17 protein-coding genes and 1 tRNA gene are annotated in these 17,215 nt (G+C 71.4%); 9 read left to right on the plus strand and 9 right to left on the minus strand.

The window, feature by feature from the left end; translation table 11 throughout:
* The first annotated feature begins 7 nt into the window (after positions 1-7).
* Positions 8-1,264, plus strand: coding sequence for a sensor histidine kinase (locus ACFVXJ_RS20260; protein WP_389663379.1), 1,257 nt, complete (start codon positions 8-10; stop codon positions 1,262-1,264).
* Complete coding sequence (locus tag ACFVXJ_RS20265) at positions 1,261-1,941, plus strand: response regulator transcription factor (protein ID WP_030387286.1); 681 nt, start codon at positions 1,261-1,263, stop codon at positions 1,939-1,941. The genes ACFVXJ_RS20260 and ACFVXJ_RS20265 overlap by 4 nt, the downstream gene beginning before the upstream one ends.
* 108 nt (positions 1,942-2,049) lie before the next feature.
* On the opposite strand, the gene ACFVXJ_RS20270 is transcribed toward ACFVXJ_RS20265, so the two are convergent.
* Positions 2,050-2,727, minus strand: a complete 678-nt coding sequence (locus ACFVXJ_RS20270; RefSeq protein WP_389663380.1) for a DUF461 domain-containing protein — start codon at positions 2,725-2,727, stop codon at positions 2,050-2,052.
* 649 nt (positions 2,728-3,376) lie between these two features.
* On the opposite strand from ACFVXJ_RS20270, the gene ACFVXJ_RS20275 reads away from it, so the two are divergent.
* The 6 genes from ACFVXJ_RS20275 (at position 3,377) to ACFVXJ_RS20300 (ending at position 9,810) form a co-directional block, all read left to right on the plus strand.
* Complete coding sequence (locus tag ACFVXJ_RS20275) at positions 3,377-3,859, plus strand: CarD family transcriptional regulator (RefSeq protein WP_003953493.1); 483 nt, start codon at positions 3,377-3,379, stop codon at positions 3,857-3,859.
* Between the two features lie 285 nt (positions 3,860-4,144).
* Positions 4,145-4,891 carry a 2-C-methyl-D-erythritol 4-phosphate cytidylyltransferase gene (ispD, locus tag ACFVXJ_RS20280; protein ID WP_389663382.1) on the plus strand — a complete coding sequence of 249 codons (747 nt, stop codon included), beginning with the start codon at positions 4,145-4,147 and terminating at the stop codon, positions 4,889-4,891.
* On the plus strand, positions 4,881-5,465 hold the full coding sequence (gene ispF, locus ACFVXJ_RS20285) for a 2-C-methyl-D-erythritol 2,4-cyclodiphosphate synthase (protein ID WP_389663384.1): 585 nt from the start codon (positions 4,881-4,883) through the stop codon (positions 5,463-5,465). Before ispD ends, ispF begins: the two co-directional genes overlap by 11 nt.
* Positions 5,466-5,556: 91 nt before the next feature.
* Positions 5,557-6,957 (plus strand): cysteine--tRNA ligase, encoded by a 1,401-nt coding sequence (cysS, locus tag ACFVXJ_RS20290; protein ID WP_389663386.1) that lies wholly within the window; start codon positions 5,557-5,559, stop codon positions 6,955-6,957.
* A gap of 95 nt (positions 6,958-7,052) precedes the next feature.
* The gene (gene rlmB / locus ACFVXJ_RS20295) at positions 7,053-8,024 is read left to right on the plus strand and encodes a 23S rRNA (guanosine(2251)-2'-O)-methyltransferase RlmB (RefSeq protein ID WP_389663388.1); all 972 of its coding nucleotides are present in this window, start codon (positions 7,053-7,055) and stop codon (positions 8,022-8,024) included.
* Between the two features lie 151 nt (positions 8,025-8,175).
* Positions 8,176-9,810, plus strand: coding sequence for a DoxX family membrane protein (locus ACFVXJ_RS20300; RefSeq protein WP_389663390.1), 1,635 nt, complete (start codon positions 8,176-8,178; stop codon positions 9,808-9,810).
* A 135-nt stretch (positions 9,811-9,945) separates the two neighbouring features.
* Here ACFVXJ_RS20300 and ACFVXJ_RS20305 read toward each other — a convergent pair whose 3' ends face one another.
* The 3 genes from ACFVXJ_RS20305 to ACFVXJ_RS20315 all read right to left on the minus strand — a co-directional run bounded on the left by ACFVXJ_RS20305 (position 9,946) and on the right by ACFVXJ_RS20315 (position 12,524).
* Positions 9,946-10,716, minus strand: coding sequence for an NDP-sugar synthase (locus tag ACFVXJ_RS20305; RefSeq protein WP_389663392.1), 771 nt, complete (start codon positions 10,714-10,716; stop codon positions 9,946-9,948).
* A gap of 72 nt (positions 10,717-10,788) precedes the next feature.
* On the minus strand, positions 10,789-11,202 hold the full coding sequence (locus ACFVXJ_RS20310) for a hypothetical protein (RefSeq protein ID WP_136213738.1): 414 nt from the start codon (positions 11,200-11,202) through the stop codon (positions 10,789-10,791).
* Between the two features lie 230 nt (positions 11,203-11,432).
* Positions 11,433-12,524, minus strand: a complete 1,092-nt coding sequence (locus ACFVXJ_RS20315; RefSeq protein WP_389663395.1) for an ABC transporter ATP-binding protein — start codon at positions 12,522-12,524, stop codon at positions 11,433-11,435.
* 202 nt (positions 12,525-12,726) lie between these two features.
* Here ACFVXJ_RS20315 and ACFVXJ_RS20320 point away from each other — a divergent pair.
* Positions 12,727-12,801, plus strand: a tRNA-Thr gene (locus tag ACFVXJ_RS20320).
* A gap of 47 nt (positions 12,802-12,848) precedes the next feature.
* On the opposite strand, the gene ACFVXJ_RS20325 is transcribed toward ACFVXJ_RS20320, so the two are convergent.
* The 5 genes from ACFVXJ_RS20325 to ACFVXJ_RS20345 all read right to left on the minus strand — a co-directional run bounded on the left by ACFVXJ_RS20325 (position 12,849) and on the right by ACFVXJ_RS20345 (position 17,196).
* Positions 12,849-14,270: a tyrosine-type recombinase/integrase gene (locus ACFVXJ_RS20325; RefSeq protein WP_389663397.1), complete on the minus strand. Its 1,422-nt coding sequence runs from the start codon at positions 14,268-14,270 to the stop codon at positions 12,849-12,851.
* A 62-nt stretch (positions 14,271-14,332) separates the two neighbouring features.
* A complete protein-coding gene (locus ACFVXJ_RS20330) occupies positions 14,333-14,533 on the minus strand; it encodes a helix-turn-helix domain-containing protein (RefSeq protein ID WP_361314538.1) in 201 nt (66 codons plus the stop codon).
* A 271-nt stretch (positions 14,534-14,804) separates the two neighbouring features.
* Complete coding sequence (locus ACFVXJ_RS20335) at positions 14,805-15,944, minus strand: DUF3631 domain-containing protein (protein WP_389663399.1); 1,140 nt, start codon at positions 15,942-15,944, stop codon at positions 14,805-14,807.
* The gene (locus ACFVXJ_RS20340; RefSeq protein ID WP_389663401.1) at positions 15,941-16,297 is read right to left on the minus strand and encodes a hypothetical protein; all 357 of its coding nucleotides are present in this window, start codon (positions 16,295-16,297) and stop codon (positions 15,941-15,943) included. Before ACFVXJ_RS20340 ends, ACFVXJ_RS20335 begins: the two co-directional genes overlap by 4 nt.
* The gene (locus tag ACFVXJ_RS20345; protein WP_389663403.1) at positions 16,294-17,196 is read right to left on the minus strand and encodes a bifunctional DNA primase/polymerase; all 903 of its coding nucleotides are present in this window, start codon (positions 17,194-17,196) and stop codon (positions 16,294-16,296) included. The genes ACFVXJ_RS20340 and ACFVXJ_RS20345 overlap by 4 nt, the downstream gene beginning before the upstream one ends.
* Between the last annotated feature and the right edge of the window lie 19 nt (positions 17,197-17,215).

The following is a 17,215-nucleotide window of genomic DNA, read 5'->3' on the forward strand; positions in this document are numbered from 1 at the left end:
TGGATGCATGGACGTGAACGCGGCGGTCGCCGCAGCTGCAGCGATCGCCGGGCTGTGCACCGGTGTGATCGCGATGCTGGCGTTCCGCTGGAGCGAGCGCGACCAGGCCCGCCCCACCCGGAGCTCCATGCGCCCCGACATCAACGCGGTGCTCCCGCCCGGAGTGGACACCGTCCTCTCCGTGCTCCGCTCCTCCGCCGTCGTGCTCGACGAGGGGGACGCGGTCGTCAAGGCCAGCTCGGCGGCGTATGCCCTCGGCCTGGTCCGCGGCGGCAAGCTCGCCGTGGAGCCCATGCTGCACATGGCCCGCGACACCCGCCGGGACGGGGAGATACGCCAGGTCGAACTCGATCTGCCCCGGCGGGGCACCGGCCGCGGCGAGGCCCTGGCCGTCTCCGCCCGCGTGGCGCCGCTCGGCTCCCGGCTGGTGCTGCTGCTGGTCGAGGACCTGACCGAGGCCCGACGGATCGAGGCGGTCCGCCGTGACTTCGTCGCGAACGTCTCGCACGAGCTGAAGACCCCCGTCGGGGCGATCTCGCTGCTCTCCGAGGCCGTGATGGACGCCAGCGACGATCCCGAGGCGGTCAGCCGCTTCGCCGGTCGTATGCAGATCGAGGCCACCCGCCTGATCAACCTCGTACAGGAGCTCATCGACCTCTCCCGGGTGCAGAACGACGACCCGCTGGAGGACGCCGAGCCCGTCCGCGTGGACACGCTGGTGGCGGAGGCCATCGACCGCTGCCGCCACACCGCGACCTCCAAGCAGATCACCATGGCCGCCGGAGGCACCGCCGACCTGCGGGTGTGGGGCAACCGCGGCCAGCTCGCGGCGGCCCTGGGGAACCTCGTGGAGAACGCCGTCAACTACAGCCCGGCCCGCACCCGCGTCGGCATCGCCGCGCGCAGGGTGACCGCGCCGGGAGGAGACTTGATCGAGATAGCCGTGACCGACCAGGGCATCGGCATCCCGGAAAAGGACCGCGAGCGCATCTTCGAGCGCTTCTACCGCGTCGACCCGGCCCGCTCCCGCGCCACGGGCGGAACCGGACTGGGCCTCGCCATCGTGAAGCACGTGGCGGCTTCGCACGGCGGAGAGGTGTCGGTGTGGAGTTCGGAGGGACAGGGCTCCACCTTCACCCTGCGCCTTCCGGAAGCGGCCGCCCCCGTCCCGGCCGGCACCCCCTCCACCCCCTCGGCCTCCACCCCCGCCCGACCCCTGCTCGACTCAGAAACAACCATCCCTGCCCCGGAGGTCCTTCCGTGACCCGAGTGCTCGTCGTCGAGGATGAGGAATCCTTCAGCGACGCCCTGTCCTACATGCTCCGCAAGGAGGGCTTCGAGGTCGCGATCGCCGCGACCGGCCCCGACGGGCTTGACGAGTTCGAGCGCAACGGCGCCGACCTCGTCCTCCTCGACCTGATGCTCCCCGGCCTGCCCGGCACGGAAGTCTGCCGCCAGCTGCGCGGCCGCTCCAACGTCCCGGTGATCATGGTGACCGCCAAGGACAGCGAGATCGACAAGGTCGTCGGCCTGGAGATAGGAGCCGACGACTACGTGACCAAGCCCTTCTCCTCGCGGGAGCTGGTCGCCCGCATCCGCGCGGTCCTGCGCCGCCGCGGCGAGCCGGAGGAGGTCACCCCGGCCGCGCTGGAGGCCGGGCCCGTGCGGATGGACGTGGACCGGCACGTGGTCACCGTCGCCGGCGGCAAGGTGGACCTCCCGCTCAAGGAGTTCGACCTGCTGGAGATGCTGCTGCGCAACGCGGGCCGGGTCCTGACCCGCATGCAGCTGATCGACCGGGTGTGGGGGGCCGACTACGTCGGCGACACCAAGACCCTCGACGTCCACGTCAAGCGCCTGCGCGCCAAGATCGAGCCGGACCCGGGCGCGCCGCGCTACCTGGTCACGGTCCGCGGCCTGGGCTACAAGTTCGAGCCGTAAACCCCGGCCGCGGCCGCGTACCCATGCGACATGCGGCCCAGGATGCACACAGGGAAGGGCCCCCATCCGCGGATGGGGGCCCTTCCCTTTACGTCCTGTCCGCGCGGCTCAGTGACCGGCGGCGTGCGAGGCGGCGCCCGCGGGGGTTCCGGACGGCGAGCCCGACGGGGCGCCCGACACGGCGCCGGAGGGGCTGCCGGACGGCGCGCCCGCCGGGGTGCCGGAGGGGCTGCCCGAAGGGCTCGCGCCGGCCGCGCCGGGGGCGCCGGCCGGGGCCTCGGTCGGACCGAAGGCGGCGTACATGCCCGCGCCGGGGACGACGTAGGCGCTCAGCTTCACGTCGCCCGCGTTGCTGAGCTGGAAGACGACCTCCTGCACGTTGCCGTCCTGAACGGCCTCGCGGCCGCCCTCGACGACGGCGGAGGCGTTGCCCTTGCCACCGAGCACCACCGAACCGCCGGCCGGGACGGTGACCTTGCCCGAGCCCTCGGCCGGCTTCAGCGTCACCTTGGCCTTGCCACCCGCGAGGGTGATGGCGTCAATGGTCTGGGGGGTGCTGCCGCCGTTGAAGACGGTCGCGGAGACGGCGGCCGGGCCCTTCTTGTCCTTGGTCTGGGTGATCACCAGGGCGTTCTGGATCTTGATGTCGCCCTTGGTGACGGCGGCGTTGTCCGGCTTGATCTCCAGAGTCTGCGCGTCGTTGCCCGCAGCGCATGCGGAGAGCGAAGCGATCGAGAACACGATGGCGGTAGCGGCGAGAGCGCCGCGTCGAAGGCTGCGGCTCACGGCGGCGGCAACTCCTTGGACGTACGGACGGAAAGGTGGACGGCCCCGGCTCGCGCCGGGGGAGGTGCACCGTCGGACGGCTGAGGTAAAGCCGCCCTAAGGGTGTGTCAGCGCGCTTAGGTTACCGAGCCGCCGCCCCGCCCCCGCACCCGACCCTCCGCAGCGCCCGAGGCGCCCTGTACGGGTCCGCGCGATCACCGCGGGGAACCGTCCGCGATCACTCGGTGATGGCCGGCGAGCACCGCGCCGGTGGCTTCCCGTACGCCCGCCGATCTCGCATTCCGCCGAATCGCGATGATCGATTTCCCGATTCCGCCGAACGCCTCTCGATGATCAATTCGAGGATTGGGCCGGAACCGCTCCGTACGGGCGCCCGCCAGTCGAACGGAGTAGTTCGGTTTTCAGCCTTCGAACCCGGCAAAACGGGACGTACATCACACCGAGCGGCGCGTCCTCCAGGTGTAGCGTGGTCGTTTCGTCCGGTCCGCACAGCGCCTCCGACCTGCGAATACCCCCTTCCGGAAGCCCTCCGCAGCACGTACGTGTCGCTGTTGTCAAGCCCCGAGATGTGCCCTGACCTGCGAAAACGCCATTCATAACGGTCAGTTCTCGTGTTACCCTGGATAGCCACGGAAGGGGTACCTGTCACATGACGTTCAAGGTTGGCGACACCGTGGTCTATCCCCATCACGGGGCCGCGCTGATCGAGGCCATTGAGACTCGTCAGATCAAAGGCGTGGACAAGACCTACTTGGTGCTCAAGGTCGCCCAGGGCGACCTGACGGTTCGTGTGCCTGCGGACAATGCGGAGTTCGTCGGCGTTCGCGACGTAGTCGGCCAGGACGGGCTGGACCGGGTCTTCGAGGTGCTCCGCGCACCGTATGCAGAAGAGCCGACGAACTGGTCCCGGCGCTACAAGGCAAATCTGGAGAAGCTCGCTTCTGGCGATGTCATCAAGGTCGCCGAAGTTGTGCGCGACCTGTGGCGCCGTGAGCGTGAGCGCGGGCTTTCCGCGGGCGAGAAGCGCATGCTCGCGAAGGCGCGCCAGATCCTGGTGAGCGAGCTCGCGCTCGCCGAGAACACCAACGAGGACAAGGCCGAGGCCCTCCTCGACGAGGTCCTCGCGTCCTGACGCGAGAACCCGTACGCGACGAGCCGGACGGATCCAGCTCCACAGATCCCGTCGTACAGGCCCGTCGCAGACAGTTGTGCCGCGGTGCCCGATGACAAGGAAACTTGTCGCCGGGCGCTGCGGCATGTCTGTTCCCACGCCTTTTCGCGCGCCTTCTCACGAGCCTCGGGTCCGGGCAGCCGACTCGACCGGTCGTCACGGAAGGGGCGAGGGCGTCGCACCCGGAGTCACCTCCAACGCCATACCCATGTCGGCCGAAGTCACAAACCTGGCTCGGAGCTACTGATGTCTGACGAATCGCGCCCCCACCGCACCGCCGCCGTCATCCCGGCCGCCGGGCGGGGCGTACGCCTCGGCCCCGGCGCCCCCAAGGCCCTGCGGACCCTCGGCGGAACCCCGATGCTGATCCACGCCGTCCGCGCCATGGCCCGCTCCCGCGCGGTGTCCCTGGTCGTGGTCGTCGCCCCGTCCGACGGCACGGCCGAAGTGCGCCGCCTGCTGGACGAGCACCCGCTGCCGGAGCGGACCGAGATCCTCGTCGTACGCGGACGCGAGACCCGCCAGGGGTCGGTCCGCGCCGGCCTGGAGGCCCTCCCGGCGGACGTCACCTCCGTACTCATCCACGACGCGGCCCGCCCGCTGGTCCCCGTGGAGACCGTCGACGCCGTCGTGGAGGCCGTCCGCGACGGCGCCCCCGCCGTGGTGCCCGCCCTGCCGCTGGCCGACACCGTCAAGGAGGTCGAGCCCGGCAAGCCCGGCGAGCCGGAGCCCGTCGTCGCCACCCCGGAACGCGCGCGGCTGCGCGCCGTCCAGACCCCGCAGGGCTTCGACCTGGCCACGCTGCGCCGCGCGCACGAGACGTTCGCCGTCAGCGGCGAGGGCGCCACGGACGACGCGGGAATGGTGGAGCGCCTCGGCGTCACCGTCGTGGCGGTTCCCGGCCACGAAGAGGCGTTCAAGGTCACCCGCCCGCTCGACCTGGTCCTCGCCGAGGCCGTACTCGCCCGCAGGAGGGCCACCGATGCGTACTAGTCCCGCAGGTCCGGCCGGTCAGGACCCGAGCGCGGGTGCCGATGCCGGCGCCGGTGCCGGCACCCCCGCCGACGCGCTGCCCGCCGCCCCGCTGATCCCGCTCGTCGGCATCGGCACCGACGTGCACGCCTTCGAGGCCGGCCGCGAACTGTGGTGCGCCGGCCTGCTGTGGGAGGGCGAGGACGGCCTCGCCGGACACTCCGACGGCGACGTCGCCGCGCACGCCGCCTGCGACGCCCTCTTCTCCGCCGCCGGTGTCGGCGACCTCGGCGCGCACTTCGGCACCTCCCGCCCCGAGTGGTCCGGCGCCGCCGGCGTCACGCTCCTCGCGGAGGCCGCCCGTATCGTCCGGGCCGAGGGCTTCGAGATCGGGAACGTCGCGATCCAGGTGATCGGCGTACGCCCCAAGATCGGCAAGCGGCGAGAAGAGGCACAGAAGGTGCTCGGCGCAGCCGCCGGCGCCCCGGTATCGGTCTCGGGCACCACCACCGACGGGCTCGGTCTCACCGGCCGGGCCGAAGGGCTCGCCGCCATCGCCACCGCCCTCGTCTACCGGACGAACCGGACCCGGTGACGCCCGCGGCGACACCGCTTCGGCAACAAAGGGGGCCCCGCGTCCGCAAAGGGTCGCGGGGCACTGCTACGGGCGCACTACCCTGGATGCCGTGACTATTCGCCTGTACGACACCAGCGCCCGGCAGATCCGCGACTTCACCCCGGTCACCCCGGGCTGTGTCTCGATCTACCTCTGCGGCGCCACGGTGCAGGCCGCCCCGCACATCGGGCACGTCCGCTCGTACCTGAACTTCGACATCATGCGCCGCTGGTTCGCCTACCGCGGCTACGACGTCACCTTCATCCGCAACGTGACGGACATCGACGACAAGATCATCGCCAAGTCGGTCGAGCAGGGCCGCCCCTGGTGGTCCATCGGCTACGAGAACGAGCGCGCCTTCAACGACGGCTACCACGCCCTGGGCTGCCTCCCTCCCACCTACGAGCCCCGCGCGACCGGCCACGTGCCGGAGATGATCGAGATGATGCGCGGCCTGATCGAGCGCGGTCACGCGTACGAGGCCGACGGCAGCGTCTACTTCGACGTCCGCTCCTTCCCGGCCTACCTGTCCCTGTCCAACCAGAACATCGACGACCTGCGCCAGCCCGCCGAGGAAGGCATCACCGGCAAGCGCGACCCGCGCGACTTCGCCATGTGGAAGGCGTCCAAGCCGGGCGAGCCCGACTGGGAGACCCCGTGGGGCCGCGGCCGCCCCGGCTGGCACCTGGAGTGCTCCGCCATGGCGCACAAGTACCTCGGCGAGGCGTTCGACATCCACGGCGGCGGGCTGGACCTGATCTTCCCGCACCACGAGAACGAGATCGCCCAGGCCCAGGCGTTCGGCGACACCTTCGCCAACTACTGGGTCCACAACGCCTGGGTCACCATGACCGGCGAGAAGATGTCCAAGTCCCTCGGGAACTCGGTGCTCGTCTCCGAGATGGTCAAGCAGTGGCGTCCGATCGTCCTGCGCTACTACCTCGGTACCCCGCACTACCGCTCGATGATCGAGTACAGCGAGGAGTCGCTGCGCGAGGCCGAGTCGGCCTTCGCCCGCATCGAGGGCTTCTACCAGCGCGTCATCGAGAAGGCCGGCGGTCCCGTCGAACCGGCCGCCGAAGTGCCGCCCGCCTTCGCCGAGGTCATGGACGACGACCTCGGCGTGCCGCAGGCCCTCGCGATCGTGCACACCGCGGTCCGGCAGGGCAACAGCGCCCTCGCCGCCGACGACAAGGACGCGGCCATCGCGCGCCTGTCCGAGGTGCGGGCCATGCTGGGCGTCCTCGGCCTGGACCCGCTCGACCCGTTCTGGGCCGACGAGACCGACCGCGGCGAGGACCTGCACGGCGCCGTCGACACCCTGGTGCGCCTGGTCCTGGAGCAGCGCGAGTCGGCCCGGGCCCGCAAGGACTGGGCCACCGCGGACGCGATCCGCGACCAGCTCCAGCAGTCCGGCCTGGTCATCGAGGACAGCCCCACGGGACCCCGCTGGACGCTCGGCCCCCGCTGAGCCCACCGGAGCAGTCCCGCTGTGCCGCCCGGCGTCCCGGGCGGCACACTCTTCATACGTACACATCGCAGCATCAACGAAAACAGGTAGAGGTCATGGCCGGGAACAGCCAGCGCAGGAACCGCCGCACGTCCAACAAGAAGGGCGCTACGGTCGGCAGCGGTGGCCAGCGGCGCAAGGGCCTGGAAGGCAGGGGCCCGACGCCCAAGGCCGAGGACCGCAAGAAGCACAAGGCGCACCGCATCAGCAACGCCATGGCCAAGCAGGCCGCCAAGCGCCGCCCGGCCCCCCGCCGAGGCGGGCCCAAGGGCACCAGCGAGATGGTCGTCGGCCGCAACCCGGTCTTCGAGGCGCTGCGCGACGGCGTGCCCGCCACCACCCTCTACGTGCAGCAGTTCATCGAGAACGACGAGCGCGTGCGCGACGCCCTCCAGCTCGCCGCCGAGCGCGGCAACATCAACCTGATGGAAGCGCCGCGCCCCGAGCTCGACCGCATGACCAACGGGCTCAACCACCAGGGCCTGGTCCTCCAGGTCCCGCCGTACGAGTACGCGCACCCCGAGGACCTCACCACCGCCGCCTACGACAACGGCGAGGACCCGCTGATCGTCGCACTCGACGGCGTCACCGACCCGCGCAACCTCGGCGCGATCGTCCGCTCCGTCTCCGCCTTCGGCGGCCACGGCGTGGTCATCCCCGAGCGCCGCGCGGCCGGTATGACCGCGGGCGCCTGGAAGACCTCCGCCGGCACCGCCGCCCGCACCCCGGTCTCCCGCGTCACCAACCTGACCCGCGCCCTCCAGGAGTACAAGAAGGCCGGCATCGCCATCGTCGGCCTCGCCGCCGAAGGCGAGCACACGGTCAACGACCTGGCGGCGCTCGCCGGTCCGGTCGTCATCGTCGTCGGCTCGGAGGGCAAGGGCCTCGGCCGCCTGGTCGGCGAGAACTGCGACTACCTCGTCCGCATCCCCATGCCGGGCGGTGCCGAGTCGCTGAACGCCGGTGTCGCCGCGGGCGTCGTGCTCTACGAGGCCGCCCGCCGCCGCGCGGAGGCCCCGCGCACCTGACAGCCCCGCGTCCCTTGATCCGGTTGGCTCAGGGAACGTGACCCGTGAGCGTGTCACCCCGCCCCTTTCGGGCGGGGTGACTTGATCTTGACGGGTCTCGGACACATCCCTGCTGTCAAGGCAGTGTCCTTATCACTCGTCACTCGGTTAGATGAGTGTGGACACCAGAACGTCAGGGTTCGACGACCAGCCCGCGCTGAGCATGGTCAAGGTGCCGTGCGATCCCGCACAGGTCATCGTCAACCACGCAAGCTTCCGCGTGCGGCTCGCACCGAGCCCGAGCGCGCGTTCCAAGCCCTCGATGCCCGGCAACGGCCCGGCCCGGGGGGCCGTCCTCGGCGGTGCCGCCGTCGCGGCCGCCGGGGCGACCCGCCGCCGGGCGCCCATCGTCTGGAGCGGCAAGGCCGACACCGGCGACACCGCCGCGATGGGCGGACTGCTCCAGGCCGCCCGGGAGGCGGGCCGCGGCCACGACCGGTTCGACGGGGGGGCCACCCAGACCATTCCGCGCGTCGACCTCGCGCACGACCTCGCCGACGACACCTTCGCCACGCCGACCGTCATCGGTCAGCGCAGCTACGGCGACCCGGACGAGACCCGCCCCCTCGGCGCGGTCCCGCAGCCCGCGCGGCGCTCCCACGACTACGGCCCGCCCGACGGCTACCACGACCGCTACGACGATGGCTACGGCCCGGGTCACGGCGGCGGACCCGACGACGCGTACGCGTACGACGAGGACGGCGCATCCGCCGACCAGTCCCGGCGGCCCGCCGCCGACGCCCGCGCGCAAGCCTCGTACTACCCCGGCCGCCGGATGAACCTCGGTGTCGTGCTGCTCCCGTTGCGCGTCTTCCTCGGCTTCATCTCCATCTACGCCGGCATGGGCAAGCTGTGCGACCCCGTCTACTTCGACGGCGGCGAACGCGGCTCCATGGTCACCTGGCTGCACACCCTGCACCCCTGGGCCCTGGCCGAGCCGCTGCGCGACTTCGCGCTCGCGCACCCCGTCGGCGCCGGGCTCACCGTGGCGTTCCTCCAGGTCATCGTCGGCGTGCTCACCGTCTTCGGGCTCTGGCAGCGGTTCGCCGCCTGCTTCGGCGCGCTGCTGTCCGCCGCCCTGCTGATGACGGTCAGCTGGAAGACCGTCCCGGCCTACGACGCGCCCGACATCATCTACCTCGCCGCCTGGAGCCCCCTGATCATCGCGGGCGCCCCCGTCTACTCGCTCGACGGACGCCTCGCGAGCGAAGCCTGGCGCACGCTCGGCCCGCGGTCCGAGGTCTGGGAACTGCGCCGGCGCGTCCTGCGCCGCGGGGCCCTCATGGGCGGTGTGATCTGCGGGCTCGCCCTGATCGTCGGCTCCGTCCTCGGCGGGGCCGTCCGGTCCACCGCCGTGGTCACCGTCCCGGGACCCGGCCGGGCCCCGAGCAACTACCTGCCCGGTACCCCGCTGCCGGCGCAGGCCCCGGCCAAGCAGCAGCGGCAGCCCTCGCAGCAGCCGTCGAAGCCGGCCACGCCCTCGGCGAGCGCCTCCACGCCGGCCGCCAAGCCCGGTCACGCCGGGGCGGGTTCGGCGCCCTCGCAGAGCGCCGGGACGGGCGCGCAGTCGCCGTCCGTGAGCCGGAGCGGCGCCGGCAGTCAGAGCACCCCGCGCAGCACTCCGCGCCAGTCCGGCCCCCAGCAGCCGCCGACGTCGTCCTCGGGCAACGGCGGCAGCAGCGGTGGCAGCAGCAGCGGCGGGAGCACCGGCAAGAAGCCCGGCCTGGTCGGGGGTCTGCTCGGCTGACAGTCCTTCCGGGACCGTCCTACCCGGCCCGGGGCCCGGCGCGCGAGGAGCGCGCCGGGCCCTTCGTCATGCGGGCCTGCTCGGCGGCGCCGGGGGAGCGCCTTCGTACGACCGCCCCCACTTCGTTGCGACCGCTCAGGAGCCGCCGTACGCGGCCAACTCGCGCGCGGCTTCGGTCAGGTCCTTCGCCGTGTCGATCGCCCGCCAGTAGGCCCCCTGGGGCAGCGGGAAGCCCGCGAGCCGGCGCTCGCGGGCCAGTCGGGGGAAGGTGGTGCGTTCGTGATCGCCCAAATCGGGCAGCAGCGGCGTGAATTGCGGGCTGAAGACGTACACGCCGGCGTTGACGGGATACGGTGACTGCGGGGCCTCGATGAAGTCCAGCACCTGCCCGAACTCGTTGGTCTCCACGACCCCCCACGGGATGCGCGGCCGGGCCAGCGCCAGGGTCGCGACCGCGTCCCGCTCCCGGTGGAACGCCGCCATCTCGCGCAGCGAGAACCGGGTCCACACGTCCCCGTTGGTCGCGTACCAGGGCTGGTCCGGGTGCGGGAGCCGGCGCGCCGCGTACTTGAGGCCGCCGCCGCGGCCCAGCGGCTCCTCCTCCACCACGGTCGTCACGCGCAGCGGGAGTGGGGTGCGACCAAGCCAGTCCTGGAGCACACCGGCGAGGTGCCCGCAGGAGACGACGGCATCGGTCACCCCCTCCGCCGCCAGCCAGGCGAGCTGGTGCCCGATGATCGGCATGCCCGTCCCCGGGATCTCGACCATCGGCTTCGGCCGGTCGTCCGTGTACGGCCGAAGCCGCGTGCCCTGGCCGCCCGCCAGGACCACGGCCTGGGTGGGGGCGGTCGGGAACGCGGCCGCGTCGTGCGTGGGTTGGGGCGGTACGGGGGATGCGTCGGTCATGCCCGCCAGCGTAGGCAGGACGCCGCTGCGGCGACGGCCGACTCGGCGGCCGTCAACCGGCTGGAAGGACCGTCAGCCCATGGAGGCGACGCCGGACGCGTACGAGGTGTCGCAGACCGGGCGGGCGAAGGACTGCGCCTTCGTCGGCCCGTACGCCTCGACGGCGGCCCGGCCCAGTGCCCGCGCGATGCCCACGCAGTGCTCGGCGAGCGAGGGCCGCCGGTCGACCTCCTGCTGGAGGTGCGTGAGGACGTCGCCCGGCTCCTCGCCCTGGCGCAGCTCGGTGAGGAGCTTGTCGCGCAGCAGATCCTGCGCGGCGCGCGGCTTGGCGGGAACGGACACGCCTTCGGCGGAGGCGGTCAGGATCTGGGAGGAGGAGTTGTCCGCCCAGGGGACCATGGTGACCGCCAGCGTCCCGGACAGGACCAGGACGACGGGCAGGACCAGGGCGAGGGATCGGCCGATACGGCGGGCAGTGTGGGTCACGAAGGCGAGCGTAGCGCTCGGTGAAGGTGTGACGACATTCGGTCACCCGGTCGGGGGACGGTTCGACGTGGCTTTTCGATTCCGAGGTTGACGGGTAGAGCCGAATGGCCCGATCTGCCCGGGATTCAGGTTACGGCCTGCCGCAACTCGCGGCGCAGGGGCGCCCCTTGGCGGGACGCCCCTTCACCGGCGGTGCTCGGACCGTCGGTCGGTGCCGTCGGTCGGTGCCGTCAGTCGGAGAGGCGGGCGCCCGAGGACGTGGAGAACACGTGGATCTCGTCGGGGCGCGGCACGACGTGCAGGGTCGAGCCCTTCTCCGGCACGTGGCGGCCGTTGACGCGGACCACGAGGTCCTGCCGGCCGGCGGTGGCGTCGGCGACGGAACCGTAGACGTAGCCGTCGGCGCCCAGCTCCTCGACCACGTTCACGGTGATCGTCAGGCCGCCCGCCTCGGCGATGTCGAAGTGCTCGGGACGCACGCCGACCGTCACCGTGCGGTCGCCCGCGTCGGCGGCGGCCGTCAGCGCCTCGCGGGAGACCGGGACGACGCTCTCGCCGAACTTCACGCCGCCGTCGGTGATCGGCACCTCGACGAGGTTCATGGCGGGCGAGCCGATGAACCCGGCGACGAACAGGTTCGCCGGCCGGTCGTACATGTTGCGCGGGGTGTCGACCTGCTGGAGCAGACCGTCCTTGAGGACCGCGACCCGGTCGCCCATCGTCATGGCCTCGACCTGGTCGTGGGTGACGTAGACGGTGGTGATGCCGAGGTCGCGCTGGAGCGCGGCGATCTGCGTACGGGTCGACACGCGGAGCTTGGCGTCGAGGTTCGACAGCGGCTCGTCCATGAGGAACACCTGCGGCTTGCGCACGATGGCGCGGCCCATCGCGACGCGCTGTCGCTGGCCGCCGGAGAGCGCCTTCGGCTTGCGGTCGAGGTACTGGGTGAGGTCGAGCATCTTCGCCGCCTCCTCCACCTTGCGACGGATGGTCGCCTTGTCCTCGCCGGCGATCTTCAGGGCGAAGCCCATGTTGTCGGCGACGGACATGTGGGGGTAGAGCGCGTAGTTCTGGAACACCATCGCGATGTCCCGGTCCTTGGGCGGCAGGTGCGTCACGTCGCGCTCACCGATGCGGATGGCGCCGCCGTTGACGTCCTCCAGGCCGGCGAGCATGCGCAGCGAGGTGGACTTGCCGCAGCCGGAGGGGCCGACGAGGACGAGGAACTCCCCGTCCTCGATCTCCAGCTCAAGCTGGTCGACGGCGGGCTTGTCGCCGCCGGGGTAGAGCCGGGTCGCCTTGTCGAAGGTGACAGAAGCCATGGTGGTGAATCCCTTCTACCGGCAGGAACGTGCCGGACGATCCGAGTGGAAGGTCTAGTCCAGTAACCGGACTCCGCCCGACGCTACCCGCCCGCCCGCCTCCTGTCAGCACCCCCGGGACATGACGTGGGAAAGTTCTTGGCTGGCGGGTTGGCGGGCTGTGTAAAGTGAAGGCGATTCTGCGCGTCGCGCAGGGTCAGTCGCCTCCTTAGCTCAGTCCGGCCAGAGCAACGCACTTGTAATGCGTAGGTCGTCGGTTCGAATCCGACAGGGGGCTCTGGGGAAAGCCCAGCTCAGACCTCGTCTGAGCTGGGCTTTCGTGTTTCACCGAATCTTGCGGCGGCGACGGGCGCGGGCCGCACGGGTGCTCTCTGTCTCAGTTCTGGTCTCAGACACGGGTCCGGGGCCAGGTCCCGGGGCGGGCGCGGAGCGGGTCGCGGGCGCCGGCATGAAGGCCTCTCCCATCCGGCGCATCGCCTCGCGGGACAGCTCGGAGCGGCCCTTGACGTAACGGCGGGTCTGGCTGATCTGGGTGTGCCGGAGGATCTCCATGATGGTGGGCATGTCCACCCCCAGCTCGTTCAGGATCGTGCCTGCCGTGTGACGACTGCCGTCGTGCTGGCGGCGGTCGCTGATCCCCGCCTCGGAGAGCAGCTCCTTGAACTCCTCCCAGTCGCCCCGCGGGTCCAGCGGCCTGCCGTCGGGCCGGGTGAAGACGGCGCCGCACTCCTCCCAGAGGTCGCCGGCCGCCTGGCGCTGCTCGTCCTGCCTCGCCTTGTGCTCGGCGAGGTACGGCAGGAAGGGGGGCGGGATGGGGACGGGGTTCTGGCTCTTCTTCGTCTTGGGCCTGGTGAAGGCCAGGCCCCCGCCCTTTCGCTCGGGGCAGGTGCTGGCGTGCCGCCGGCAGGTTTTCGGGCAAGGCGGGGGACACCCGCGTTTGTAGCCCTTGTGCACCGAGCAGTCGGCCGGGCACGGCTGGAACCGGTGGAGCCGGGCCCCGCAGGCGTGCGGTTCCTTGCAACCGTGCTTCCACGTCAGGCGCTGTAGCTGCCAGGCCGGGTGGAACAGTCCGTGCTCCAGGTCGACGTACGCCCACCGCAGGCCCAGCGCCTCACCCTGCCGGAAGCCCATGCCGACGCCGATCGCCCACCGCATGAACGTGGGCCGCTTGGCCGCCGCGGCGAGGAAGGCCTTCGACTCTTCCCGCGAGAACGGGTTCGCCTCCGTCTCGTCCACGGACGGCGGGTCCACCAGGGTGGCCACGTTCTCGTTGATGATCCTGCGGCGGTGGGCGATTTTCAGGGCCCGGGAGAGGATTCGGTGCACCTTGAGCACGTGGGACGCGGCGTGCCCTTCGTCCAGCATCGCCGCGTACATCACCTCCAGGTGCTCCGGGGCGAGCTTGTCGAGACGGTGCCTGCCGATGCCCGGGATGATGTCGTTGCGGGTCTTGGACCAGTAGTCGTCCAGCGACCGCGGCTTGAGCTTGAGACTCGCGATGGTCGACAGGTACGTGTCCATCCACTCCGCCACGGTCGGCTTTCGCCCCGCCTTCGTGGCCCGGCCCTCGTCGCGCAGCTTCTCCAGTTCGCGGACCTTCTTGGCGACTTCCGCCTCGGTTTTGCCCCGGCGGTGCCGGCGGTCCGGGCCGCCGTCGGGCTTCACGCCCATCGTGACGCGGCCGTGCCACCACCCGTCACTGCCCAGGTAGATGGACGACTCCATGTTCGGCTTACGGGGACTCATGTACTCCTCCATGCGAAAGGCGGCCCCGGGGACTTCCCGGGGCCGCCTGGGCTGGGCTGAGATCAGACGGACTGGGGCTGGAGCTGGGCGGCGAACGCGTCGATGTCGGTCCGGCGGATTCGGCGCGCCCGACCGACCTTGACGAAGGGCAACTCGCCGGCGGCCATCAGCTCGTAGATGGTGGAGCGGCCGAGTGACAGCAACTCGGCCGCCAACTCGACCGTGCAGAGGACGGGGGCGACGGGCATGGCAGCGGTGGTCATCGAAGTGCCTCCACGGCGATTGGATGTCGGGGCTGCGCCCCGTCTGTAGAAATCCGCTACTGCCGCTACCTCCGCTACCGCCCTGGTCAGGGGCTTGATCGTGGTAGCGGATTGGGTAGCGGTAGCGGATAGATGCGCGACCGGCCCGGCCGTTGGGGGCCGGGCCGGTAGCGGGTGTGACTGTTGGGGTAGCGGATGTTTTCGGGCTATCCGCTACCGGCGCAGGGGGTGTGACCTGCGGGGTAGCGGAGGTAGCGGCAGTAGCGGATTCTCAGGGGGTGGGGGGAGGGCAGTACCTCGCCCACGCGTCCGCGAGGTCGGCCGCGTAGTAGCCCTTGAGGACCGTGGAGCCGGTCTTGATGTTGCGGGGCTCGATCGGCTTGTTGTCTCCGGTCATGTACTCGCCGAGCATCTTCGCCAGGCCCCGGGAGGTCAGCGGCTTGCCGCCCATGTCCGCCCAGGGCGCCTCTTCCAGCGCGTAGAGGCGGTCCAGTACGGCGACGGTGGGCAGTCGCTCGATGCCTTCGAAGACGTGGTCTCGAAGGTCGGTGAGTAGGCGGATGCCGATGCTGCCCTTGTCGTCCTGCTTCGACGCGGCCACGATCTCGGCGCACGCGGAGCGGGCACGCGTCGGCCAGTCGCCTCCGGCGGCGTCTGCGACGGCGATGAGGGGCTCCCACACGTCCGCGGGCCGGTCGGTGACCTCTTCCGGCATGTCCGGGAACACTCCGTCGACCAGGTGCCGGACGCTGTCGGCCCAGACGGCGAGCCGGTCACGTAGGGCGTGGCCTTCGGGGGCGTGCAGGCGCCGACGGAACGGCTGGACGCGTTCGTTGCGGGCCCGGCGGCGCATCCGGATGATGACCGACCGGGTCAGGATCGTGTCCGGCAGCGAGCCGAGTCCGGCCATGACCACCACGCAGAAGCTGGGGAACTCCTGGACGGTCTGGTTGGTGCCGTCTCCGACGCACCGCCACATGCCGGCGCCCCGGTGGTGACCGGCGTTCAGAAACCCGCGCAACGGTTCGTTGTCCCCCGCCTTCGGGCCGAAGATCGTGTCGACCTCGTCAAAGAGGATCGTGGGCCGGGTCTCCAGGGTGGAGACGGCCCGGAACAGGACCGGCGCGGACGCGTTCGCGGCCACCAGCGGCTGTGGGACCAGCGTTTCCACGATCTCCAGCGCGCGGGATTTCCCCGATCCGGGTTCTGGGGAGAGGAAGGCGAGGCGAGGGGTGGAGTCGAAGCAGTCCAGCAGGTGTGCGTGCGCGTCCCACAACGTGACGGCGACGTAGGCGGCTTCGGTGGGGAAGACGTTGAAGCGCCGGTGGAAAGCCTCCACCTCGTCCAGCAGCACGGAGCCGTCGGTGGCGGCCTGGATGGGCGCGGGCATGGTCTGGGTGTCGAGGGTCATGCGGCCTTCCTCCGGTCGGCGGAGACGCGGCCCAGCGGGCACACGGTGCGGTGGTCGGTGTGGAGCTGGATGAGGGCGAGCACGTTGTTGTGTCCGACCGCACTGCGGTCATGGCCGCACTCGCACTTCGAGTGAGCGGTCGGCACCGCACCGCGCGGGGCGCAGATGTGGAGGACGGCGACGACGTACCGGCCGTCCGCCGGGCGCGGATCAGGGCGAAGAGATGAAGGGACGCCTTCGGCGACGACCTTCGGCGCACCACTGCCGCCTGTGGCGGGGGCCGGTTCGGCGGAGCCCAGGCCGGTGGGAGGTGCGGGGAGGCTCTTCAAGGAGGAGCGGGGACGCTGGTTCATGCCGTCCGCCTCATCGCGTTGCGGGCGATGGACCAGTTCAGACCGGAGCGGATCGTGTTGCGGCACTCGGAAGACGGCAGGCCGGCCGACTCCCCCGCCCATTGAAGAGCCTCCTCCACCACATCGCGGGGGAGGTCGCCCGCAGCGATGAACCGCCCCAGAGCGCGGGCGGCCCGCAGCAGCGTCCCGTTGCGCTCCCCGGCCTGGGCCGACTCCACCGATGCCGTCTCGGCGTTCAGGGCGGCGGTCGCGTACTTGCCGGTCCGGAGCGTGGCGGGGCGCCCGGTCAGCTTGCGCAGGGCCTGCTTCGGAGCCAGCAGCCCGTACAGCCACGTGGGGAAGGGCTCCGGGGCCGCCGGGTGGGTGACCTCGTACACCCCGGCAGGTGTGACGCTGCCGGGTGCGACGACGTATCCGCCCCACGCCCGGGTGTCGATCAGCCTGCCCAGACGGCCCGCCGTGTTGCCCAGCCGTACCCCGGCCGGGGCGGTGAAGTACAGGTGGGACCCGCCGGTGGGAGTCCGCACCGAGAGTGTGGCCGGGACGGGCTGCCCGGCGCGCTCGCAGAGCGCCAGGAAGTTGTCCGCGCCGTCAGGCGCGTCCGAACGGCCGTTGCTCTTCGGCACGTCCAGGTCCACGACGACGAGGTTGGACGGGCCGGTTGCGATGCCGACGTTGAAGGGGAGCCGGTCCCATGCGCGGCGGATTCGGTCCGGGTCGCTGGTGGCCCGGTCCTCCCATTTGCGGTGGCCGCCGGCGCAGTCACCCAGGGCGGGGCAGTGCTCCTCACCGTGGAGAGCGGGGCGCTTTTGCCCTGGCCGGAGCGGGAACACGCTCCAGCCGAGGGCGGCGGCATCGAGCGCGGCCGTCAGCAGCGCGGATGCGGGTTGATAGGTCATGCTGGATTCCTCCAGTGGT

This window comes from Streptomyces sp. NPDC058279 (assembly GCF_042881255.1).
Classification (GTDB): Bacteria; Actinomycetota; Actinomycetes; order Streptomycetales; family Streptomycetaceae; genus Streptomyces.